A 22,681-nucleotide genomic window follows, 5' to 3' on the forward strand; every position below is an offset into this window, starting at 1 on the left:
AGTGTGTTCCTTTGTTGATGTGGATTCTTCTGCGAATCGGTGGCGGCGCGGGCCGCGGACTCTGTCCGCGCAACCGTTGCGCGAACATTTGTATGAGTCGACTTTTACGTCTGATCGAAGTGTCCCGCGCCGCCTCCTCCCATGTCAAGGGCTACTTGTTCTCGCTTTGGTAACGATTGCGGCGACGGGCCCACAACCCAGCCACCCCGATCGCGCCCATCGCAACGGCGACAGGCAGTCCCTGCGTGGTCGCGCCCGTGCGAGCCAACCCGCCGCGCGGCGCACCGGCGCTGCCCCGCTTGGAGGGGACGGGGGCGGGGGCGGCGCCGGGCTGCCCGCTATCCCCGGCGTCAGCCGACGGGGCGGGGGCGGCGCCCGCGCAGGTCACGGGAATCGTCACTCCGTCCGAGGCCTCGACGACCGTCGCGAAGTCGGTGGCCACCGTGACGGGAACGGTCACGACCTCGCCGGCCGCCCTGCCCTCGCACGCGCCCACGACCGTCACGGTCACGCTCGCCTGCCCGGCGCCGTCCGTCGTAATGATTGCGGCAGCGTCGGAGGCGTGCGCGTCCACGAGGGAGTTATTGACCTCGGACACCGCCTGCGGCCCGCCCGCGCTCACGCGCACCTTGGAGGTGATGGAGGGTCCCTCGGAGAAGGACAGGCCGCGCAGCGGGATCGTCACCGTCGATCCGTCGGCCACCGCCTCTGTGGGCAGGGTCAGGCCGATGGAGGACTTGGCCTCGCGCGGGGTCAGGCCACCCGAGGCGCCCGCAGCCCGGTCCGCGACGCCCGAGTGGCGCGCCAAGTAATCGTTGAAGGAGTCGCGGTCCAGGTTCCCATTCGTGACCGCCGCACCCCCGCGGGTCAGGGCCTCGAAGGAGTCGCCACCCGCCAGGAGGAAGGTCACCGAACCCACCGTATAGGTCGCGTCGGCCTTCAGGGGCTCGCCGTTGATCATCACCGAGGTAATACGCTCCCCGTAGGGCTTGGCAGGATCGTAGGTGTAGCGCACGTTCGAGGACAGGCCAAGCTTGAGCATCGGACGGGAATTCTGCGAGTTCAAATCCGTCTTCCACTGCTGCTCAAGCGCGTCCTTGACGTCCGATCCCTTCAGCGTCACATACCCCAGCTCGTTGGAAAATGGCTCGACCTCGTAGGTCTGCGCGTAGGTGATCGTGCCGTCCTCGCCGGGCACCAGGTCGGCTCGCAGGCCGCCCGCGTTGATCATGCCGATGTCGACGCTCTTCCCGTCCGGGGTGAGGATGGTCTCGCGCAGGGAATCGGCCACCAGGTCGCCCAGGGACGACTCGATGCCTCGGTTCGACCCCGGCTCGGTCGCGCCGTCAGGAGTGGTGAACACGCCGCGCATGAAGGGGGTCCTATACCCGGTCGCGACGACGCGCTTGCCCGCTTCCTTCGAGTCGGCCTCGGCTTGATCGACGATTGCCTGCGTGGCCGGGTCGGCACCGCACTCGGCAACCGTGGCGGCCGGGATAAGGATCGAGTCGGCACTCGTCACCTGCCGCGTCGCCGGGTCAATCGTCAGGCGAATCAGGCCCAGGTTGTCTGTGTAGGAACCCGACGCGACGCCCGCCAGGCGCGGGTTCGCGGACTCGAAGTGCTCCACCGAGTTGACGTGGTCAAACTCGTAGGGCACGTGTGTGTCCCCGCCCATGAGGCCGTCGACGTCCTTGCCGACCTTGACGTAGTTGTTCTTCACGTCGTCGTCCAGCATGGCGATGACGACGTCGGCCCTGCCGCTCGTCTTCAGCTCTGCTGCCAGGGAGTTAATGCGAGCGATCGGATCCGTGAAGGTCAGGCCCGCCGTCGTTCCGGGGCTGAGCTTGTACGGCACATCCTGCGCGATCGCCCCAATGAAGGCGACCTTCACGCCCGAGGGCGACGTCCACACCTTGTAGTCCCCCAGGTAGGGGGTGCCGTCCCCGTAGGTGCCCATGCCCTCGATGTTGGCCCCCAGGTACGGGAAGGTCGCCTGCACATACTCGCTCGGGTTGGAGCCGTCGACACGCTGCTTAAAGACGGCCTGCCCCATGTCCAGCTCGTGGTTGCCGATCGTCGAGGCCAGGGGGTTCATCGTGTTCAGGGCCGCGATGGTCGGATTATCCTTGAGAGCCCCCGAGATGTAGGGGGAGGCACCGATGTTGTCGCCCAGCAGCGTGAAGGACGAGTTCGGGTTGGCCTCCCGTGCCTTCTTCAGGTAGCAGTTCATCGCGGGCAGCCCAGCCTCGCGCACGCTTCCCTTCTTGGTGACCTGCTGAATGTGCCCGTGGACGTCGGTGAGCGTGTAGAGGTCCAGGGTGATCGGCGCGGCCTCGTCCTGTGAGGCCTCGTCCTGCCCGGCTGCGGCCGCCTGGCTCGGCAGCGAGGCCAGGGCCAGCGCGGCCACCGAGGCGAGCGCCAGATGCGTCCATTGTCTGCGCATGGTGTATTCCTTTCTGAGCGGCAACGGCGCCGCGTCGAGTCGTGGATGGGATGAATGAATGCCTAGGGGTGCCTGCGCCCGCACGCGAAACGTCGCGCCCCGGCGCGGGTGGCCGCTCCCGCCGCCGCGAGGAAGATTCCGATCCCGATGGCGGCCTCAGCGCTCGCTCCCGTGCGGGCGAGGCGCTGACGGGCGCTCGCGGGCGCCGGCGCCCCCGAAGGCCGGGACGAGGCCGTGGCCGGCCGGGCGGCTCGGCTCGGAGCGGGGATGGCGGGCTGGCGAGTCGGTGGGCTCGCCGGCGTGGGGGCCGCTCCCGGCGTGGGGGCCGCTCCCGGCGTGGGGGCCGGGTCGGCGCCGAGGAGGGTGAGCCCGATGATCTCGGGGTTGTGGTCCGAGGAGCGGTAGGGGTTGTCGGCCTCGACCGACAGGTGCGCGTTCATGCCCGCGCGCGAGTACTCGAAGGCGATGGACTCCTGGGCGTTGACGGCCCAGCTGATCACCCCAGCCAGGAGGGGCTCGGCGGCGGCGTTGGCGAAGACGTGGTCGAGGGAGCCCGAACGGCCCGAATACACATAGGAGGCGGGGCCCGCGCCGGACACGCGCGCCCACCCGGCACCTTCCAGGGCCTTGATCGGATCCTCCTGCGAGTAGGAGTTGAAGTCGCCGACCAGCAGCGTGGGCTTGTCGGCGTAGCGCGCCGCGAAGGAGGCCAGCGCCCTGGCTTGGGCGACGCGGATCGCGTTCGCGTTGCCTTGTCCGTCCCCGTTGTCCGCGTTGCCGGCGGGTGCGCCTTCGGGCACGGAGCCTTTTGACTTGAAGTGGTTGGCGATGACCACGAAGGTGGGGGCAGCGGCGCGTTCGAGGCTCACGCGAGCGAACTCTTGGGCGAGGGGCTGGCGCGCCAGGCCCGTGAAGGCCGGGTCATCGTGGATAACGGAGGACCCGACGGGGCTGACGCGTGCGGGCTTGTAGATGAAGGCGACGCGGATGACGTCCTCGTCCGCCGGGATGATCGGCGGGGAGGGCACGTAGGCCCACGTCCCAGCCCCCGCCGCCTCGTTGAGAGCATCGACCAAGCGGGCCAGGGACGCGTCGCGGTCCGTGCCGCTCCCGACGGCGAGGGGGTTTTCGATCTCCTCCAGGGCGACCACGTCGGCCCCGAGCGCGTTGATGGCGGCGATGATCTTGGCCTGCTGGTTGGCGAAGGCCTCGCGGGAGAAGGCTCCGCGCACCCTGCACTTCTTCGCGGTCACGAAGGCACCCGTGCGGTCCGGGTATCCCGTGCACCCGGCCTCGTCGACCCCCAGGTCGGAGAAGTAGTTCAGGACGTTGAAGGTGGCGACGCGCGTGTCCCCTCCGACCGTGGGCGCCCCCGGGCGCTGCCCGGTGATGGTGACGGGCGATCGGTCGGGGTGCCCGGCGACCATGGAGGTCGGCTGGAAGACGAAGGAGCCGTGCCGGGGCTCGAGCACCACGGGCCCATCGAAGGACACATGGTAGCCGACGCGCGCGGGAGCGCCGTTTGCCAGGTACGCGTAGGGAACCTCCGTCGCCGCGCCCTTGAGCAGGTTCGTGTTCGTGCCGTCGTCAAGGGCGATCACCCGCGCGGCGTTGGCGGCCTCGTAGTCGCGGGCCGCCTGGCCGGGAGCGACCACGTCGGTCGCCGAGCGCAGCGGCTCCGGGCCAGGCGTGAGCGCCAGGGTTCCATACTGGTTCGTCTGGTAGTTGTCGGTGATCGTCCACGTGCCCTGGGGTGCGAGCAGCATGGACTCGTAGGGCTCCGCCTGACCATCCGCGGGGACGCCGGTGACCGGAGTGGGGGCCACGGCCTCGCACCCGTCAACCTGCGCGAATCCTGTGGCGGACAGCTGCGTGAGGCTCTGCGGATTGCCCGTCGCGCTCGTCGCCGGGAACTCCCCGACCGTTCCGGTGACGCGCACGCACGTCCCCGGGGCCGGGACCTGGCCGTTCTTCCCCGCGTAGACGAAGAGCGCGTCCGAACTCGCGCGCCCTTCGTCCCACGCACCACCCGAGCCCGGGGTCTGGATCGTGTATCCGTCCAGGGTGGCGCCCAACCCCGATTCGGCGGCCGGGTAGGAGGCGGTCACGACGCCGACCGTGGTGACGGTGGCTCCCATCATCGCGGAGTCATCCCCCGCACCCACGGCCTGAATATCCGGGATGGGCGTATCGACGAGGCCGGGGCCGGGTTCCCCCGATTGCGCGGCATTGCCGGGTTGGGCGGGAAGGGCAGGCTGCGCGGCTTGTAGGCCGCCCGCATGGGCTGCCAGGGCGGCGTCCGCGCCGCCTGCCTGCGAGGCATCGGCACCCGACGCTTCCGCCTTGGCTGGGTGCGCGGCATCTGCCGGTGTTGTCTGGGCGCCATTCGAGGGGGGCAGCGGCGTAGCGTCAGCCCGCGAGGCTTGCGGCGCAGCGGCTTGTGCGGTGTCTGATTGGGGGACCTGCGCGGCCTCTCCCTGCGTTGCTTCTCTCTTGTGTGCTTCCACCGCGCCCGACTGGGTCGCTTCCACCACGCTCGCTTGGTCGACATCGACCGCCCACGACGCGGGTACAAGCCCCATCGCGGATAGCGCGAGCGCACCGAGTACCGCTAGCGACCGTGTCCCGTACTTCATCGGGATATCCTCTCAACCTCACCTCACCGTGAGGGGCCAACGAGCCCCGCGCCGCAGGCGTCTTTACCAACGGCAACACGAGTTGTGACAAGTGTAGGCGCATCCGGGCCCAAATGGAACCGCGCGAGAAAATTCCCTCGCTATCTGCCCGAGAGCGGGCGGGCGTTCAGGAAGGTCACTCGTGGGCGACAAACCAGCCCCGGCCTCGTGGCGCTCCCCGGCCTCGTGACCCCCAGCCCCGGCCTCGTCCCCCTCGACGAGCGAGAATCAGGACGCCGAATACGGGGAGACGACCACCTGGGCGCGCTGGAGGTCCTTCACCTCCGCGTACCCCGTCGAGGCCATGGTCCGCTTGAGGGCACCCACGAAGTTCAGCGATCCATCCGCGCGGGTCGAAGGACCGTAGAGAATCTGCTCGAGCGTGCCCGTCGTCCCCACACGCACGCGCTGGCCACGCGGCATGTCCGGGTGGGTGGCCTCGGAGCCCCAGTGCCAGCCGCGCCCCGGCGCCTCCTCCGCGCGGGCGATGGCCGCACCCAGCATGACGGCGTCCGCGCCGCACGCGATCGCGCGCGCGAGGTCACCGCTGCGCCCAATGCCCCCGTCCGCGATGACGTGCACGTAGCGACCGCCGGACTCGTCCATGTAGTCGCGCCGGGCCGCCGCCACGTCCGCGATCGCCGTCGCCATCGGCGCGTGCACGCCCAGCGACTGGCGCGTCGAGTGCGCCGCTCCCCCACCAAAGCCAACGAGGACGCCGGCCGCGCCCGTGCGCATCAGGTGCAGGGCCGCCGTGTCCGTGCACACGCCTCCGACGATGACGGGGACGTCCAGCTCGTAGATGAAGCGCTTGAGGTTGAGGGGCTCGCGCCGCGACGACACGTGCTCGGCGGACACTGTGGAGCCGCGAATAATGAACAGGTCGACGCCCGCGTCCACGACCGCGCGCCAATGCTGCTGGACGCGCTGGGGCGAGAGCTTGCCGGCGACGACCACGCCGGCCTCGCGCAGCTGCTTGAGCCGCTCCGTGATCAGCGAGGGCTTGATCGGCTCCGAATAGACGCGCTGGAGGGTCGCGATCGACTCCTCCTCGCCCAGGTGAGCGATCTGATCAAGAATCGGGGTGGGATCCTCGTAGCGGGTCCACAGTCCATCCAGATCCAGAACGCCGATGCCACCGAGGCGACCAAAGGCGATCGCGGTTTCCGGGCTCATCACCGAGTCCATAGGGGCGGCCATGAGAGGAATGTCGACGTGGTAGGCGTCGATCTGCCAGCCGACGTTAACGTCCTCGGGATCGCGCGTACGCCGGGCGGGCACGAGCGCTATGTCGTCCAGTGTGTAGGCGCGCCGACCGCGCTTGCCGCGTCCGATTTCGACTTCGTGGCTCATGGACAGATTCTACTGCCTTCTTCCCGCTTCTACCGCCTCCGGGACGCAGATGTGCCCGCCCTCTGCCACACTGGAGGAACCGGCAAGGACAGGAGCAATCATGAGCTGGATCGACGACCCGTGGATGGGTTTTGACACCGAGACGACGGGCGTGCGCGCGCTCAAGGACCGCCTCGTCACCGCCGCGCTGGTGCTGCGCATCGACGGTGCCTCCTACCGGTCCGGCGTCAGCGCCCCCGACCAGGTGGCGACCTGGCTGACCGACCCGGGCGTCGAGATCCCCGAGCAGGCCACGGCCGTCCACGGGATTACGACTGAGCAGGCGCGCCGCGACGGCCGCCCCATCGAGGAGGTCCTGCACGAGCTGGCCGGTTCCATCGTCGAGCACTGGCTGCGCGGCTACCCGGTCGTAGCCTTCAACGCGACCTATGACATCACGCTGGTCAACCAGGAGCTGCGCCGCCACCGCCTGGGTTCCTTCGAGGAGCGCCTGGAAGGCGCGCCGATGCTGGTCGTCGACCCGTTGGTTCTAGATCGGAAGCTCGACCGCTTCCGCAAGGGTAAGAAGACGCTGACGGAGATGGCTCCCGTCTATGGCGCGGTCGCCTCCCCGGACGCTCACACGGCCGAGGTCGACGTGGCCATGACGCTTGACGTGCTCGCCGGCATAGTGGATAAGTACCCGCAGCTGGCGTCGATGAGCGCCCTGGAGCTCATGGATTACCAGCTCCAGGCCCACCAGGATTGGGCCGAGGACTTCGAGAAGTACCTGCGCAAGCAGGGCAAGGATGCAAACATCGACCGCGAGTGGCCCCAGATCATGCCGCGAGGCCGCGGCGACGACCAGCAGTAAGGGCGCTTCAGGCGGGGGTCGGCGGCCGGCCCCCGTTTCGTTGTGCCCGAGCTGTCCTCCGCGCGGCGCATGTACCAGGCAGCGGCCGGAGGCCGCGCCCGGTGGGCGGCCGCATGACCGGCTCAGCACGCGCTACGCGCCACCAGTGCGGAGGGCGCTGGCGGGGCCGCGGGGCCTGGCCAGGCTTCGAGCCGACGCGCCGAGCGAAGCTCGCGGCGTGGACGGCGAGCGGGCGGGCCCGACGGCTCCCGGCCACCAACGCACATCCGGATAGATAAGCAACATCCGGATAGGTAACGAGCATCCGGATAGCTTAATAACCTATCCGGATGTGCATAACCTATCCACGTGCGCACAACCTATCCGGATAAGCCCAGAGGGTATGGCAGGGAACGCTGGCCTGGTCACGTAACACGCAACGCGCGACCCGTGTGGAGGGCGCTGGCGGGGCCGCAGCCCCGGCCACCAACACACATCCGGATAGGTAACGAACATCCGAATAGGTAAGCAGCATCCGGATAGCTTAATAACCTATCCGGATGTGCATAACCTATCCACGTGCGCACAACCTATCCAGATAACACCTGGGGGCCACGGGTTTTGCCGAGCAACACACACCACGCATCACTAGTGTGAAGGTCGCCGACGGGGCCACAGGGTCTCACCGAATAAAAGTCGCACATAATTTCCCACGGTCAGTTTTCAAGCGCCGCTCAAAACGTTGCAATTCCGCCGATGCACATTCAATGTTTGAAGCAGCCGCAAGGGAATTATGTGCGACATTGCCTAGGAACCATGCCTGCGACCGTCCTCGCGGCCCAGACCCCTCCAGGCGCGGTCCCGCCCGCGTCAAGGACCGGGTCAGTGCATGCGTCACGGTCACCGATAATGAGCAGCGGTCCCGCCCGCGTAAAGGACTGGGGCTCCCGGCCACCAACACACATCCGGATAGATAAGCAACATCCGGATAGGTAACGAACATCCGGATAGCTTAATAACCTATCCGGATGCGCATAACCTATCCAGATAACACCTGGGGGCCACGGGTTTTGCCGAGCAACACGCACCACGCATCACCAGTGAGGAAGGCGCCGACGGGGCCGCAGCCCCGGCCACCAACACACATCCGGATAGATAAGCAACATCCGGATAGGTAACGAACATCCGGATAGCTTAATAACCTATCCGGATGCGCATAACCTATCCACGTGCGCACAACCTATCCAGATAACACCTGGGGGCCACGGGTTTTGCCGAGCAACACGCAACGCGCGACCCGTGTAGAGGGCGCCGACGGGGCCGCGGGGCCTGGCCGGGCTTCGAGCCGACGCGCCGGGCGAAGCTCGCGGCGTGGACGGCGAGCGGGCGGGCCCGCGGGGCCTGGCCAGGCTTCGAGCCGACGCGCCGAGCAAAGCTCGCGGCGTGGACGGCGAGTGGGCAGGCCCGACGGCACCCGGAACACCGGTGGCGCAGCCAACGGAACACCGGTGGCGCAGCAGCAACGCGGGTATGCGAGAGGCCCGGAGGCGAGTCGCCGCCTCCGGGCCTCTACACAGGGCTCACTTGTCGTTGATGAGATCCAGCCACGTGCGTCGCTCGCCCACCAGGATGCCGAAGTCGCGGTTCTGGTCGGCGATGGCGGCGTCTGTCGCGGGGTTCTTGATGAGGGCGGCCAGCACGTCGGGGGCGGCGGTGATGGCGCCGACACCCTGACGGACCAGTTCGAGGACCTGCTCAGAGTTCTTGAAGGACGCGGCCAGCACGTCGGCCTTCAGGTCGTAGGTGCGCAGGGTGCGGTGGATTTCGGAGGCGACGCGCACGCCGTCGATGCCGTAGTTGTCCATGCGGTTGACGTAGGGGGCGACGTAGCGAGCCCCGGCCTTGGCGGCCATAAAGCCCTGCATCGAGGAGTGGATGCCGGTAGCGGTCACCTGCATGCCTTCGCGCACGATGCGCGGGATAGCGGCGAAGCCTTCGTGCGTGACGGGAAGCTTGATGAAGAGGTTGCCACCGATTTCGCCGCGCAGCGCCCGTGCCTCGGCGACCATGTCGTCGGCGCGCTGGGAGACGATCTGGACGTGCAGCTGGGCGCCATCGGGCAGGACGGACTTGATCGCGTGGAGGACCTCGAGGGGTTCCTTGCCTTCGCGGTACAGGATCGTCGGGTTGGTCGTCACGCCGTCGATGGGCAGGTATTCGAGAGTCTTAGCGATCGCATCGACGTTCGCGTGATCGATGAGGATGAGCATGGACGGCTCCTTTGCGCTGTCGTGGGTTTTTCGCACCACTAGGATAGCGCGGGCGGGAGCAGTCCACCGGCTGCTCCCGCCCATTGCGAACGCTCGACCTGCGATTACTTCGCTGATGAGGAGTGGTAGTTCGGCGCTTCCGTCGTCATCTGAATGTCGTGCGGATGCGACTCGCGCAGGCCCGCGCTGGTGATGCGCACGAAGCGGCCGTTGGCCTTGACCTGGGAGATCGTGGATGCGCCCAGGTAGAACATGGTCTGGTGCAGGCCGCCGACGAGCTGGTAGATCACCGACGCGAGGGAACCGGTGTAGGGCACCTGGCCCTCAATGCCCTCGGGGACGATCTTGTCGTCGGAGGTGACGTCGGCCTGGAAGTAGCGGTCCTTGGAGTAGGACTTGCGCCCGCGCGAACTCATCGCGCCGAGCGAGCCCATGCCGCGGTAGCGCTTGAACTGCTTGCCGTTGGTGAACACGACCTCGCCGGGGGACTCCTCGCAGCCGGCCAGCAGGGAGCCGAGCATGACGGTGTCGGCGCCGGCCACGAGGGCCTTGCCGATGTCGCCCGAGTACTGCAGGCCGCCGTCCGCGATGAGCGGGACTCCGGCGGGGCCGCAGGCCTGGGCGGCCAGGTGGATGGCGGTGATCTGGGGGACGCCGACGCCGGCGACGACGCGGGTGGTGCAGATCGAGCCGGGGCCCACGCCCACCTTGACGGCGTCGACGCCCGCGTCGATGAGCGCCTGCGCGCCCTCGGTCGTGGCGACGTTGCCGCCGATGATGTCGATGCCCGCAAACGTCGGATCGGCCTTGATGCGGCGGATCATGTCGAGGGCCAGCTGGGCGCCGCCGTTCGCGGTGTCGACGACGAGGACATCCACGCCGGCCTCGGCCAGGGCGGTGGCGCGCTCCCAGGTGTCGCCCCAGTAGCCGACGGCAGCGCCGACGACGAGGCGCCCGCGCGAGTCCTTCGTGGCGTTGGGGTACTGCTCGGTCTTGACGAAGTCCTTGACGGTGATGAGGCCGGTCAGGTGGTCGTTCTCGTCGACGATGGGCAGCTTTTCGACGCGGTGTTCGGCCAGCAGGTGCTTGGCGTGTTCGCGGGAGATGCCGACCTGGCCGACGACGAGGCGGTCGCGCGGGGTCATGCAGTCGCGCACGCGCAGGGTGGCCCATTCGCCCTGGGGGACGAAGCGCAGGTCGCGGTTGGTGATGATGCCCAGGAGCGCGCCGTCCTCGTTCACGACGGGCAGGCCGGAGACGCGGTAGTGGCCGCAGAGGCGGTCGAGTTCGTCGATGGTGGCGTCGGGGCCGACGGTGACGGGGTCTTCGACCATGCCGGATTCGCTGCGCTTGACCTGGCGGACTTGCGCGGCCTGTTCCTCGATGGAGAGGTTGCGGTGCAGGATGCCGATGCCGCCTTGGCGGGCCATGGCGATGGCCATGCGCGCTTCGGTGACGGTGTCCATGGCGGCGGACAGGAGCGGCACGCGCAGGGAAATGTTTGTCGTCAGGCGGCTGGACGTGTCAACGGATGAAGGAACGACGTCCGTGAGCTCGGGTAGGAGCAGGACGTCGTCGTAGGTGAGGCCGGTGAGGCCGAAAGGATCGTGTGTTGCGAGTTCTCCCATGGGCCAATTGTAGGTGGTCGGCGCTGCTTTCGCGTCACCACCTGCGCGTGGGGCGCGGGGGAGGGCGAGGCTGTGGCTCGCTCGCGGGGCGGGCGCGCCCGCCCGGAGAGGCACGTCACGGCACGAGGCTGGGGCCCGGACGCGGGTCAGGCGGCGCTTCGACCGTGGGGCGAGGGGGCGCCGGCCCGGGCGGTTGCTCCCGTGACGGTGAGGTAGATCGGGGCGGAGCCGCGGGCGAGCATGCGGGCGGCGGTGAGGGCGTCGGGGCGTCCTTCCCACACGCGCATGGAGACGGAGCCGTCGGGGGCGATTTCGTGGATCCAGCGCCCGACGCCGGCGCGCGCGTGGGAGTCGGCCCAGGCGATGGCTCGCGCGTAGTCGACGGCCATGTTCTGTGCGCGCGAGGGGTCCACGACCTCGGCGAGGACGCGGGCGGCGCTGGCGGCCTCGCACACGACCCAGTGCATGCGCTGGGGAGCGGCGACGACGCCGACGGGGTCGAGGGTGTAGACGATGCCGCCCACGCCCTCGTCCGTCCACCCGTCGGCGAGCGCGCGCTCGTAGAGCGCGGTCGCGGTGTCGAGCATCCACGGTCCGGGCTTTTCCCCCATGTGGATGAGGATCGCGTACACCTGCCCGATGAGGCGGGCGGCCTTGAATCCGAGGCCGGGGAGCGTGTCGCCGGGGCGGATGAGCTCGACGGGGGCCTGGTCGGCCGAGGCGGGCAGGGGTCGCCATTCCTCGTCGTAGAGGTCGGGGAGGGCGAAGCCGCAGCGCGCGGCGATTTCGCCGACGAGGCGCAGGATCGAGCGGGCGCGGTCGAACCAGGCGCGCTCCCCCGTCGCTTCCCAGGCGGCTAGGTAGGCTTGCGCGGTGTCGAGGTTGGTGGATAGGCGCCGCAGGGGCGAGCGCGCGCCGGTCGCGGCCTCGATCTCTTCGCGCACGGAGCCACTGCGCGGGTCCCACCAGCGCTGGTCCTGGTCGCGGTCGAGGTCCGCGAGGAGGGCGCGAGCCTCCTCGTGGCCCGCGAGGAGGGCGGCGGCTGCCGCTCCGATCATGGCGGACTGGGCGCGCTGGGAGGAAACGGCGCGTGGAACCGGCGTCGCACTGGTCTCGGAGGTGGGGACGACCTCGGCGTACCAGGAGCCGTTTGCCGCCCGCAGCGGCCCGGTCAGGGCGGCGAGGCCGTGGGAGACGAGGTGGGCGGCTCCTTCGGTGCCGCGCATCTGTGCGAGGGCGAAGACGTGGGTCATGCGGGCGCTGATGCGGGCGTCCAGGGGCCGCCCGAGATCGACGTGTCCGTCGGCGCGCAGGAATGCGAAGCCGACCCGGGCCTTTGACCGGGACGCGAAGGCGACGAGCGCGTCGAAGTCGGCGTCGAAAGCGCGGCGTAGATCCTCATTGTTCCAGGGGGCGTTCATGACTGTTCTCCTGCCGGTACGTACCCTCACGGTATCACCTGACCAGGACTCTTGGCGCCTGCGCGCGCACCGACCGGAGGGCTCGTCAACACGGGGCGGGCTGGCCTCGCCCGGGTTAGGACCGTCCGACGAGTTGCAGGTCGGCGTGAGGTGCCAGGAGGGCCAGGGCTTCTTCGACGCAGGCGCTGATCGTGCGCACCCGCTGCACGTGGGGGGCCAGGACGTCGGGGGCGTCGGCGCCTACGACGATGGTGGGGCCGCCGTAGCGGGCGTTGAGTTCGCGGATGGTGTCGGCGCAGGCGGGGCCGTGGCCGAGGACGACGGTGAGGGCAGGCACTCCGGCTCGCACGTATTCGCGGAAGCGGTCGGCGGCGCGCACGCCCCCGTAGTTTTCGCTGGACAGGAGGCGCACGTCGCATCCGTACCAGGCGAGGGCGACGCCGATGACCTGGGCGGGGGTTTCGTGGAGGGCGTCGGCGATGAGGGCGACGCGGTCGCCGCCGACGAGGGAACGGGCGGGGCGCGAGAGGTGGACGGAGCGGCACACGCGCTGGAAGGCGTTGAGCAGCATGAGGGCGGGCGGGCATCCGACGGGGTCGCCGCCGGGGGTGGAGCGCAGGGATTTGAGGGTGGGTTCGACGAAGCGCGACCACGTGTGGACGAGGCCGTGGCTGGCGACGGCGGCTTCGAGTGCGGCCTCGAGGCGCGGGAGGTTGTCGGCGAGGGCGACGGAACGCAGCTGCGCGGCGTTGAGGGGGCTGCTGGCGGGGCGCGCGGAGACGTCGGCGAGGGCGCGCTTGGCGGCCTCGGCGGCGGGTAGTCCCGCGTGCACGTGGTTGACCATGGCACGCAGGCGTTCGACGTCCTCGGGTTGGTAGCGGCGTCGCGATCCGGCTTCGCGCCTTTCGGGGCCGAGGCCGTAGCGGCGTTCCCAGGTGCGCAGGGTGGAGGCGGAGACGCCGAGTTCGTCGGCGACGGAGGACACGGTGCGGGAGCGGTCGACGTGCGCGCTGGTGGCCAGTATGGCTCGTGGCATGACCCCTCCTGCGTGTTCGAGTGCTGCTCCCTTCAGATTCTTGCCTGTCGGCCGCGCGAGCGCCACAGGAACGGAGGAGACGAGCAACTCAAAGTTATTCAAAAAGTTGTTCAATGTTGGTTCAGGGCACCACATGCGACTTTTTCTGCATTTACACTGTCCAGACGCCCACATTCTGAGAACTGGCTCATACTTCTAGAAAGGGTCTTGAATAACTACCGCGCAAGTGTCTATTCTTGCGGACATCGTGTGCCGAAAGTGTCGGCACGACAGACAAGAAGGAGGCACCCAATGACTGACGTCTCCCGTCTGCCCGGCCCCATGATCGACGCGTGGGAATGGCAGTACGAAGCGGCGTGCCGAGACCTGGACACCGAGCTGTTCTTCCACCCCGAGGGCGAGCGCGGCTCCACGCGCCGGCGCCGCGCGGCAAACGCCAAGGCGATCTGCGCGACCTGCCCGGTGATCGAGCAGTGCCGGTCCTACGCTCTGGCCGCCCAGGAGCCCTACGGCATCTGGGGTGGAATGACCGAGGAAGAACGACGCGAAGAGATCCGCTCCTCCGGACGCGGACGGCGCGTCTCCTGACGCGCAACAACACTGCCGGTGCGGCATCGCCACCGCGATGCCGCACCATTTTAGTGCCCAAACATCGCCCACCACGCCGATCGACGTTCCCCAGGGAGGACGCATGACCACCAAGGATTCCACGGCCTCGTCCGCGGACAAGGAGACGAAGACGCCCGCCGAGGGCTCCCCTTCCTCCATCTACAAGACGCTCTTCTTCGTGACCGCGCCGATCACCGCGATCCTCGCGGGCGCGTGCGTGTGGATGGGCGTTCAGCTCACCTCCACTTCTCCGGCGTCCCAGGCGACCCCGGCGGCCACGCCGACCACAGCCGCACAGATGCCCTCGGCGGAGCAGAGCGCCGAACCCAGCCAGACCAATCCGAACAACCTGTCGATCATGAACTCGTTCATGCGCCACGACGCTGGCGATCAGCAGGCCAAGGGCGACATCAATGCGCCCGTCACGATGGTCGTCTTCTCCGACTTCGCGTGCCCCTACTGCACGAAGTTCGCCCAGCAGGTCGACCCCGAGCTTGAGGATCTGGTCGCGGACGGAACCCTGCGCATCGAGTGGTATGACCTCGCGCAGATCACCGAGTCCTCTCCCCTGGCCGCCCAGGCAGGCATCGCAGCGGCCGAACAGGGCAAGTTCTGGGAGTTCCACGACGCCGTCTACGCGGCGGCCGACCCGAGCGGACACCCCCAGTATTCCGAGCAGGCCCTCGTCGACTTCGCCGCCACGGCAGGCGTGCCCGACCTGGACAAGTTCCGCGCGACCATGCTCGACGCACACACCGTCGCCAAGGTAACCTCCGCCAAGGAGCAGGCGCACCAGGCCGGCATCACCGGCACGCCCACGCTCTTTATCAACAAGGCCTACATCCCCGGCTTCCGCGACGCCTCCTACGTGCGTAACACCGTGCTGGCGCAGGCGGCTGAAGCCGCCTCCTGACCAGAGCGGCAACGCCCTCGGCGGGCGCGACACGGGGGCGGCCCGGAAGGATTCCTTCCGGGCCGCCCCTCGTTGCGTGCGTCAGCGCTCGATCAGCGCTCCACGACCGCCAGGACGTCGCGCGAGGACAGGATCTGGAACTCCTGGCCCTCGTACTTGACCTCGGTGCCGCCGTAGCGCGAGTAGATGACGACGTCGCCGACCTTGACGTCGACGGGGATGCGGTTGCCGTTGTCGTCAACGCGGCCGGGGCCCACGGCGATAACTTCGCCTTCCTGCGGCTTTTCCTTGGCGGTGTCCGGGATGACCAGGCCGGAGGCGGTGGTCTGCTCGGCCTCAACCTGACGGATGACGATGCGGTCCTCGAGGGGCTTGATGGAGATCGACATTGTCGTTCCCTTTCTCTTTGTCACGAAGGTGCTCGTCCTTTCCCTGCCGTCGCGGGGGTCAGGTGCAGGACCGGTCGCGGGTGTTCCCGCGCTTCCTCAATGAGTGTAGTTGCGCACCTGGCACTCAGGCAACCTGAGTGCCAGGCGGTTCACCGACGGCGATGCCGGTCGGCCCCGCCCGCGAGCGCGACCCGGCCCAGGCCTTGGCGGTGAAGAGATGGGACAATGATGCCGTGAGCGCTCTGACCCCGATCCTGTCCTCCCCCGGCTGGGAGCTCCTGGCTTCCCTGCAGGCCCGCCAGGAGACGAATCCGATCCCGCTGCGCGAGCTGGGGGGCGCCCTGCGGGCCTCCGGCGTCGAGGCAGGGCTGGCGGCCGCCGTGTTGACCCAGCTCGCGTTGCGCGAGGCGGCGCGCACGAAGTTCGGCCCGGTCGCCTCCCACATGGTGTTCACGCGCGACGGGCTGGAGCAAGCCACGCGGCTGGTGGTAGCGGTGCGTCACGCGCAGCGTTTCCGCAGCGCCGGCGCGACGCGGGTAGCGGACCTTGGCTGCGGCATCGGCTCGGATGCGCTGGCGATCGCCGGGCTGGGCTTGGACGTGCTGGCGGTTGACATCGATCCGGATGCGGCGGGTGCTGCGGCCGTGAACCTGCGCGATTTCGAGGGGTCGCAGGTGCGCCTCGGCGACGTCATGGATCTGGACATCGCCGAGCTTGCGGCCGAGGGCGTGGACGCCATCTTCGCCGATCCGGCACGGCGCACGGGGGCCTCGCGAGGCTCCGCGCGCATCACGAACCCGGAAGCCTGGTCCCCTCCCCTGTCCGCGGTTCTTCGCCTCGCGCGCACGATCGATCGGGTGGGGGTCAAGGTGGCGCCGGGCATCGCGTATGACGTCATTCCCGCGGATTGGCACGCTCAGTGGGTGAGCGTGGGCGGCAACCTCGTCGAGGCTTCCCTGTGGTCCCCCGCTCTCGCGCCCGAGGGCCGGGGTCGTTCGTGTCTTCTCCTGGACGAGGCCGGGGCCGCTCACAGCCTCGCCTCTCCTTGCGGGGAGGCCGCCGACGCTCCCGCCGAGCGCGTGGAGGTCGCCCCGCTGGGGGCCATCATCGCGGAAGCCGATCCAGCGGTCATTCGATCGGGCCTGCTGGCGCGCCTGGCGCAGCGGGTCGGGGCGGGCATCGTGTCCGAGAAGATCGCCTATCTGACAGGTGACGATTTGCCAGACAGCCCCTTCTATGATCGCTTCGAGGTCCTGGAGGTGACAAACCTTCGACCCAAGGCGATCGCCGCCGCTCTCAGATCGCGAGACGCGGGCGCCGTCGAAATCAAGAAACGCGGCGCGGATATCAACCCGGAGGAGCTGCGTCAATCCCTCAAGCTTCGTGGCGGAACCAAGGAACTGACAGTCATTGCGACGCGCCTGGAGGGGCGCCACCGGGCTGTCATCTGTCGGCGGTTGCCCGCAAACCTGTAAGGAAGCTCTCCACCGAAGCGGAGCAGCGTGCTGACACAATGGAGGCAATCAGCGAAAGGAACGCCATGACCTTGCCCTTCGGTTCCTCCCAGCGCTCCACGATCGGTGTCGAGTGGGAGCTCCAGCTCGTCGACCGCGACTCGCACGACCTTCGTCAGAGCGCCGACGCGATCATCGACCGCGCGACGATCGACGGACAGCTGTATCCGGGCGTCCACCGCGAGATGCTCCTCAACACGATCGAGGTTGTCTCCAAGCCGCGCTCGACGGTCGCTGAGTGCATCGCCGACCTCACCGGCTGCGTTGACTTCCTGCGCCCCCTGGCCTCGGACCTGCGCATCGACCTGGCCACCGCGGGCACCCACCCCTTTGCGCGCCCCGGACGCCAGCGGGTGACCGACTCCGAGCGCTACGCCCAGCTCGTGGAGCGCACCGCCTACTGGGGTCACCAGATGCTCCTGTACGGAGTCCACGTGCACGTCGGCGTCGAGGATCGCGCGAAGATCCTGCCGATTCAAGCGGCGTTGACCGCGCACCTGGGCCACCTGCAGGCGATTTCCGCGTCCTCCCCGTTCTGGGCTGGCGAGGACACGGGCTACGCCTCGAACCGGGCGATGGTCTTCCAGCAGCTGCCCACCGCCGGCATCCCCCGCCAGTTCGGCACGTGGGAGGACCTGGAAGCCTACACGGACGACATGATCCGCACGGGCGTCATCGAAGGATTCGACGAGGTCCGCTGGGACATCCGCCCCTCGCCCACCTTCGGCACGATCGAAAATCGCGTGTACGACGCGGCAACGAATGCGACCGAGGTCGGCACCTTCGCTGCGCTCACCCACGTCCTCGTTGAGCATTTCTCGCGCTTGTACGACGCCGGCGAGCCCCTTCCCGTCCTGCCGGACTGGTTCGTCGCTGAGAACAAGTGGCGCTCGGCCCGCTACGGCATGGACGCAACGCTGATCGTGTCGCGCGACGGGACCACCGAGAGCGCCCGGGACGGCATCGCGCGTCTGCGCGAGGAGCTCGCCCCCGTCGCCGCCGACCTGGGCTGCGCGCGCGAGTTCGCCGGACTCGACACGATCCTCACGATCGGCGCCTCCTACGAGCGCCAGCGTTCCGTCGCGGCGGCTGCACGCCCCGGCCAGGGCCTTGACGCCGTCGTCGATCTCATGCGCGCCGAGATGAACGCCGGGCGTCCCCTCGCCCTCGCGGAGTTCGCGACCCTGAGTGTGTGAGTCCGCCCGGCCACGGCCTCGTGACCGGACAGACACCCTCCCAGGCGACGTTCAGTCTGCATTCAGATAACCGGAGTAGTGTTGTCCTTCAGAAAAGTGAACTGGCTCGAGAGGACGCCACCATGGCTGAGGAAGAAGCGGGAGCGCCCACACCCCGCACGACCGCTCTAGCGAGGATCGGAGTACCCGTACGGGCGACGCTGCACACCCTGTGGGTCCTCCTCTCCTCCGTGGCACACCTGACTGCCCGCTGGCTCTCCCGAGCCCCCGCGACGGCGGTCGTCACGGTCGTTATGGCCGTCGTCTCGGCCAGCTACCTGGTGTGGCGCGACCAGTTCACCGTCCTCGAAGCCGACCCGTCGGAGGGCCACTGGTGGTCGGTCTTCTCCTCCGTCGGGGCGATCCCCGGGCACTTTATCGCGACCGCTGTCGTCGGCGTCATTGCGGTTATTGTCGCGGGCGGCGCGGCCGAACGTCACCTGGGCACCCGGGCGTGGGTGGCCGCAGCCCTGTCCGGCCAGGTCGTCGGAGTCACCGCAACGTGGGCGACGCTGCCCCTTCTCAAGCGCGCCGTCAGCGAATGGGGCCAGGCGATCGGCGCGGGCACCCTGTGGGGGACAAGCCTCATCCTCGTTGCACTCGCGGGCGCGGCAGCCCAATCCCTGAGCTCCCGCTGGCGTTGGAGGGCCCGCTTCCTCCTCATCGGAGTCCTTGTGTTGTCGGCAGCCATCCTCGGATCGGCGATCTCCTACGCGCGCGTGTGGGCGCTCCTGGCCGGCATGGTCGCCGCGCGCCTGGTCGGCGTGCGCGGCTCCGAGGACGACACCGGCGACGAGGTGACCTTCGGGCGCCAACTCGCCTCGATCGCCGCCCTGTGCTGGGCGTGCGCGGCGGCTCTCACCGTCGTCTCGGCCGCGCCCGAAGGCCCGCTCGCGCAGATGCGCTGGTCACTGGGGCCGGCCTGGTGGCTCGAGGGCCGCACGGGGGTCATCACGACCCTCCTGTGCCTGGCACCCATCACACTCCAGCTCGTCTTCGCCTACGGCCTGCGTAGGGGGCGCCGCCTCGCCTACGTCGGCACGCTCATCCTGCAGGGTATACTCGGCATCTCGACGGTGACGTCAACCACCGTCGAGCTTCTCGCGTGGAACGGCCCGGACGATCCCCTGCGCCCCGAGGTGAGCACGGCCGCCGCCCTGCTGCTCATGCCCGTCCTCCTCAACGTGACGTTGTGCGCCATTACCTGGTGGCTGCGCCGCTCCTTCACGATCCACGCCGCGCCCTCGACAACGTCGACCCTGCTGCGTCGCTGGCTCATTGTCATGGTCGTGTGCGCGGCCGTGGTATTCGTGCTCGGGCTGCTCACGAGCGACTCGTTTATTCCCTTCTCCGCGCTGGCCTCGGGCGAGGATTTGTCGGACGCTCCCAACGCGACGCCACTGCAGGTATTCCACGACTACGTCCTCGCTCTCCTGCCCACTGCGACCGCCTCGATTTTCGAACCCACGCTCGTTCCCATGACTCTCCTGGCCGAGGCGCCCGTCCTGTGGATGCCGCTCGTCGCGTGGGTCGGCACGCTGGTCCTGGTGTTGCGCGCGCTCCTGGCTCTGCCTCGCGTGCCCGCCTCCTCCCCGGTCGACGACCTCATCCCCCTCCTACGCGAGCACGGGGCCAACACCCTCGGGTGGATGCAGACCTGGGAAGGCAATCAGGTGTGGGTCTCTCCCTTCGACGAGGCCGGGGTCGCCTACCGCGGGGCCGGCGGCGTCGCGCTGACCGTCACGGACCTCGCCTACGAGGAGGGAACGGCCTCGCGGGCCATCGCCGAGTTCTCCTCCTTCACCGCCTCCGCGGGCCTGACGCCCGCCCTCTACTCGATCCACGAGGACCTCGCGCAGGCCGCCCGGCGCGACGGCTGGACGATCATGCAGGTCGCCGAGGAATCACTCCTCGACCTGCCCGGCCTCGCGTTCAAAGGCAAGGCCTACCAGGACGTGCGCACCGCCATGAACCACGCGACGCGCGAAGGAGTCGAGGCCGTGTGGACCACCTGGGAGGAATGCCCGCTCGGCTGGAAGGACCAGATCACCGTTATCTCGCGGGACTGGAGCTCCGACAAGGCCCTGCCGGAAATGGGCTTCACGCTCGGCGGCGTTCGCGAGCTCGCGGTCCCAGAGACACGCATTCTCGTCGCAGTCGACGCCCAGTCAACGATTCACGCCGTCACCTCATGGCTGCCTGTCTACCGGGGCGGACAGGTCGTCGGCCTCACCCTGGACGTCATGCGCAGGCGCACCCAGGGGTGGCGCCCCGCCATCGAGTTCCTCATCGGCAAGGCGGCCCTGTCCGCCCAGGAGGAAGGCCTCGAATTCCTGTCCCTGTCGGGCGCGCCCCTCACCCGCTCCGCCGACGACACCTCCGTGTTCGGCCCACTCATCGACGCGCTGGCGGCCATCATGGAGCCCCTCTACGGTTTCACGTCGCTGCACGCCTTCAAACGCAAGTTCAAGCCGCGCACGCAGCCCCTCTACCTGGCCGTGCCTGACCCCGCCTCCCTGGCAACCGTGGGCCTGGCTATTTCGCACGCCTACGTCCCCTCCGTGTCCCCCACGCAAACCCTCACGCTGCTCGCCTCCGTCAGCGCTGGCCTCGCCAAACTCGCGGCAAAAGGCGTGGGTGACCTGCGCTCGGCGCACGCCACGCGCCGCACCGACGCCCCCGCCCCGGATGCGCCCAGCCCCCGGGGAAACGCCTCACGCGCTGAGCGCGGCGGCGCCACGGCCTCGTCAACGACACGCGGACAGGAGTGAGCATGTCCTTCCTTGCTTCCATTTCTCTGATCTCCGGGCGCACCCTCGCGGCCGTCGCCGTCCTCGCCGTCCTCTCCCTCGTCGCGGGGGCCGCCCTGCTTCCCCGCTACGCGCCCTCGCGCTTCCCCCGCCCCAAGCGGCATTGGTTCGCACGCGCGGTCCTTATCCTCGTGCCGACCCTCCTCGTCGCCTCCGTGGGCGGACTCATCGCGAACCGTTCCCTCGGCATCGTTAAAACCAGCGGTGACCTCGGAAAACTTATCCAGTCCTCGGTCGTGGGCTCCGAGGCCCAGTCAGGCGGCGAAGTCACGATCGGCAATCAGAGCATTGATCCCTCCGCCCTCGGCGCGTCCTTCACGCGCACCGACGACGGCATGCTCGTCGCCACGTGGACCGGACCCATCAGCGGGATCACCCTACCCGTTTACGTGATCGCACCGCGCGACTACTCCCCCACGGACGGCAAGACCTACGCCGTCATCGAGCTCCTCCACGGGTACCCCGGCGAGGCCGACGGAACCACGCAGGGCGCGCAGGTCCAGCAAGCCCTCGACGACGCCGTTGACGCCGGCATCATCCCGCCCACCATCGTCGTCGCCCCCTCCCTGAGCGTCGACGAGGAGGCCCACGATTGCGCGGATATCGAAGGACGCCCGCCCGTGTACACGTGGGCGGCCCGCGAAGTCCCCGCGATGATCCGCCACAACTTCCCCAACACGAGCGGTAACCGCGACGCCTGGATGATCGGCGGATTCTCCGCGGGCGCCTACTGCGCGGTCTGGACGGCGCTGCGCACGCCCGAGACCTACGGCGCTGCCGCCTCCCTGTCCGGCTACGACACCCAAATCGAAGGCCAGATGACGAACCAGGGTGACCAGTACCTGGCCGACAACACTCTGTCCACCATGCTCGCCAACCGCACGCCCGACGGGATGCGCATCTACGCGATGGCCGCCGGTGATGACGTCGTCGGCGGGGCCTACACTGCGCTCAAGATGGCGGCGGCGGTGCGTCCGCCCGACACGGTCACGACGGACGTCCCGCCCACCGGCGGACACGCGGGCCCCCTGTGGCGCGAACACATCCCGACGATGCTCGCGTGGTGGGGATCCTCCGACCGCGTCGCGAACGCGGTGGGCGCCGCCCCGACCGCTCAGAAGGCCCAGGCCTCCGAGGCATACGCGTCCATCGTTCCCGTGACAACCGTGACCCACACGGAATCGTCCACGGGTCCCAACGGCCGCGTCACCCTCGCGCTCCTCGCGCTCCTGTCTGTCATCCTCGTGCTGATCGCTTGGCGCTACGCAGCCACCTGGCGGGTGGTTGCGGACGCCCGCGACGAGGCCACCGACAGCACATCCCGGTTCTGCCGCCCCGCTTCGGAGCGGGTCTTTGCCGCGATCCCGCGTCCCTGGGGTGCCCTGGCTGCCTACGGCGCCCGACTGGTCGCACTCACGCTGGCCGCCTTCGCCTGCGCCTCACTCATCGGGGTGTGCGGCAACATGGCCGGCGGTTTCTACACGACGTGGTCCTCGGTGGGCCAGACAATCGTGGACAGCCTGCACTGAGCGCTGCGCCGAGCGGGCGCG

At 68.8% G+C, this 22,681-nt stretch carries 15 protein-coding genes; 7 read left to right on the forward strand and 8 right to left on the reverse strand.

Annotated features, from left to right (window positions below; translation table 11 throughout):
• Positions 1-151: 151 nt before the first annotated feature.
• The 3 genes from QU663_RS08280 to QU663_RS08290 all read right to left on the reverse strand — a co-directional run bounded on the left by QU663_RS08280 (position 152) and on the right by QU663_RS08290 (position 6,474).
• On the reverse strand, positions 152-2,446 hold the full coding sequence (locus QU663_RS08280) for a bifunctional UDP-sugar hydrolase/5'-nucleotidase (RefSeq protein WP_304990549.1): 2,295 nt from the start codon (positions 2,444-2,446) through the stop codon (positions 152-154).
• 62 nt (positions 2,447-2,508) lie between these two features.
• Entirely contained in the window at positions 2,509-5,082 is a 2,574-nt protein-coding gene (locus tag QU663_RS08285) for an ExeM/NucH family extracellular endonuclease (protein ID WP_304990550.1), read from the reverse strand.
• A gap of 267 nt (positions 5,083-5,349) precedes the next feature.
• Positions 5,350-6,474, reverse strand: coding sequence for a GuaB3 family IMP dehydrogenase-related protein (locus QU663_RS08290; RefSeq protein WP_021612296.1), 1,125 nt, complete (start codon positions 6,472-6,474; stop codon positions 5,350-5,352).
• A 100-nt stretch (positions 6,475-6,574) separates the two neighbouring features.
• Between QU663_RS08290 and QU663_RS08295 the strand changes: the two genes are divergently transcribed.
• Complete coding sequence (locus tag QU663_RS08295; RefSeq protein WP_021612297.1) at positions 6,575-7,327, forward strand: exonuclease domain-containing protein; 753 nt, start codon at positions 6,575-6,577, stop codon at positions 7,325-7,327.
• Positions 7,328-8,886: 1,559 nt separating this feature from the next.
• On the opposite strand, the gene QU663_RS08300 is transcribed toward QU663_RS08295, so the two are convergent.
• From QU663_RS08300 to QU663_RS08315, 4 genes are all read right to left on the reverse strand, one after another.
• Positions 8,887-9,576 carry a transaldolase family protein gene (locus QU663_RS08300; RefSeq protein WP_034481891.1) on the reverse strand — a complete coding sequence of 230 codons (690 nt, stop codon included), beginning with the start codon at positions 9,574-9,576 and terminating at the stop codon, positions 8,887-8,889.
• 104 nt (positions 9,577-9,680) lie between these two features.
• On the reverse strand, positions 9,681-11,204 hold the full coding sequence (guaB, locus tag QU663_RS08305; protein WP_021612414.1) for an IMP dehydrogenase: 1,524 nt from the start codon (positions 11,202-11,204) through the stop codon (positions 9,681-9,683).
• A 146-nt stretch (positions 11,205-11,350) separates the two neighbouring features.
• Positions 11,351-12,625: an AGE family epimerase/isomerase gene (locus QU663_RS08310; protein WP_021612415.1), complete on the reverse strand. Its 1,275-nt coding sequence runs from the start codon at positions 12,623-12,625 to the stop codon at positions 11,351-11,353.
• Positions 12,626-12,740: 115 nt separating this feature from the next.
• The gene (locus QU663_RS08315; RefSeq protein WP_021612416.1) at positions 12,741-13,661 is read right to left on the reverse strand and encodes a MerR family transcriptional regulator; all 921 of its coding nucleotides are present in this window, start codon (positions 13,659-13,661) and stop codon (positions 12,741-12,743) included.
• A 291-nt stretch (positions 13,662-13,952) separates the two neighbouring features.
• Here QU663_RS08315 and QU663_RS08320 point away from each other — a divergent pair, with 291 nt between their 5' ends.
• Together QU663_RS08320 and QU663_RS08325 are read left to right on the forward strand one after the other, a co-directional pair.
• Positions 13,953-14,249 (forward strand): WhiB family transcriptional regulator, encoded by a 297-nt coding sequence (locus QU663_RS08320; protein WP_003790481.1) that lies wholly within the window; start codon positions 13,953-13,955, stop codon positions 14,247-14,249.
• Between the two features lie 103 nt (positions 14,250-14,352).
• Positions 14,353-15,183: a thioredoxin domain-containing protein gene (locus QU663_RS08325; RefSeq protein ID WP_021612418.1), complete on the forward strand. Its 831-nt coding sequence runs from the start codon at positions 14,353-14,355 to the stop codon at positions 15,181-15,183.
• Between the two features lie 92 nt (positions 15,184-15,275).
• Here the strand turns inward: QU663_RS08325 and groES are convergent, their stop codons facing one another.
• Positions 15,276-15,572, reverse strand: coding sequence for a co-chaperone GroES (groES, locus tag QU663_RS08330; RefSeq protein WP_009057941.1), 297 nt, complete (start codon positions 15,570-15,572; stop codon positions 15,276-15,278).
• Between the two features lie 233 nt (positions 15,573-15,805).
• Between groES and QU663_RS08335 the strand changes: the two genes are divergently transcribed.
• From QU663_RS08335 to QU663_RS08350, 4 genes are all read left to right on the forward strand, one after another.
• Positions 15,806-17,047: a class I SAM-dependent methyltransferase gene (locus QU663_RS08335; protein ID WP_034481909.1), complete on the forward strand. Its 1,242-nt coding sequence runs from the start codon at positions 15,806-15,808 to the stop codon at positions 17,045-17,047.
• A 65-nt stretch (positions 17,048-17,112) separates the two neighbouring features.
• Positions 17,113-18,282, forward strand: coding sequence for a glutamate--cysteine ligase (locus QU663_RS08340; RefSeq protein ID WP_034481895.1), 1,170 nt, complete (start codon positions 17,113-17,115; stop codon positions 18,280-18,282).
• Positions 18,283-18,404: 122 nt separating this feature from the next.
• Positions 18,405-21,092, forward strand: coding sequence for a bifunctional lysylphosphatidylglycerol flippase/synthetase MprF (locus QU663_RS08345; RefSeq protein ID WP_021612422.1), 2,688 nt, complete (start codon positions 18,405-18,407; stop codon positions 21,090-21,092).
• Positions 21,093-21,094: 2 nt separating this feature from the next.
• Positions 21,095-22,660 carry an esterase family protein gene (locus QU663_RS08350; RefSeq protein WP_021612423.1) on the forward strand — a complete coding sequence of 522 codons (1,566 nt, stop codon included), beginning with the start codon at positions 21,095-21,097 and terminating at the stop codon, positions 22,658-22,660.
• Positions 22,661-22,681 lie beyond the last annotated feature (21 nt).

Source organism: Schaalia sp. HMT-172, from assembly GCF_030644365.1.
Lineage (GTDB): Bacteria > Actinomycetota > Actinomycetes > Actinomycetales > Actinomycetaceae > Pauljensenia.

What these genes read in the sequence shown, in the direction of transcription:
- QU663_RS08280 (WP_304990549.1), bottom strand. Translation starts at nt 2,446, where the DNA reads ATGCGCAGACAATGGACGCATCTGGCGCTCGCCTCGGTGGCCGCGCTG.
- QU663_RS08285 (WP_304990550.1), bottom strand. Translation starts at nt 5,082, where the DNA reads ATGAAGTACGGGACACGGTCGCTAGCGGTACTCGGTGCGCTCGCGCTA.
- QU663_RS08290 (WP_021612296.1), bottom strand. Translation starts at nt 6,474, where the DNA reads ATGAGCCACGAAGTCGAAATCGGACGCGGCAAGCGCGGTCGGCGCGCC.
- QU663_RS08295 (WP_021612297.1), top strand. Translation starts at nt 6,575, where the DNA reads ATGAGCTGGATCGACGACCCGTGGATGGGTTTTGACACCGAGACGACG.
- QU663_RS08300 (WP_034481891.1), bottom strand. Translation starts at nt 9,576, where the DNA reads ATGCTCATCCTCATCGATCACGCGAACGTCGATGCGATCGCTAAGACT.
- guaB (WP_021612414.1), bottom strand. Translation starts at nt 11,204, where the DNA reads ATGGGAGAACTCGCAACACACGATCCTTTCGGCCTCACCGGCCTCACC.
- QU663_RS08310 (WP_021612415.1), bottom strand. Translation starts at nt 12,625, where the DNA reads ATGAACGCCCCCTGGAACAATGAGGATCTACGCCGCGCTTTCGACGCC.
- QU663_RS08315 (WP_021612416.1), bottom strand. Translation starts at nt 13,661, where the DNA reads ATGCCACGAGCCATACTGGCCACCAGCGCGCACGTCGACCGCTCCCGC.
- QU663_RS08320 (WP_003790481.1), top strand. Translation starts at nt 13,953, where the DNA reads ATGACTGACGTCTCCCGTCTGCCCGGCCCCATGATCGACGCGTGGGAA.
- QU663_RS08325 (WP_021612418.1), top strand. Translation starts at nt 14,353, where the DNA reads ATGACCACCAAGGATTCCACGGCCTCGTCCGCGGACAAGGAGACGAAG.
- groES (WP_009057941.1), bottom strand. Translation starts at nt 15,572, where the DNA reads ATGTCGATCTCCATCAAGCCCCTCGAGGACCGCATCGTCATCCGTCAG.
- QU663_RS08340 (WP_034481895.1), top strand. Translation starts at nt 17,113, where the DNA reads ATGACCTTGCCCTTCGGTTCCTCCCAGCGCTCCACGATCGGTGTCGAG.
- QU663_RS08345 (WP_021612422.1), top strand. Translation starts at nt 18,405, where the DNA reads ATGGCTGAGGAAGAAGCGGGAGCGCCCACACCCCGCACGACCGCTCTA.
- QU663_RS08350 (WP_021612423.1), top strand. Translation starts at nt 21,095, where the DNA reads ATGTCCTTCCTTGCTTCCATTTCTCTGATCTCCGGGCGCACCCTCGCG.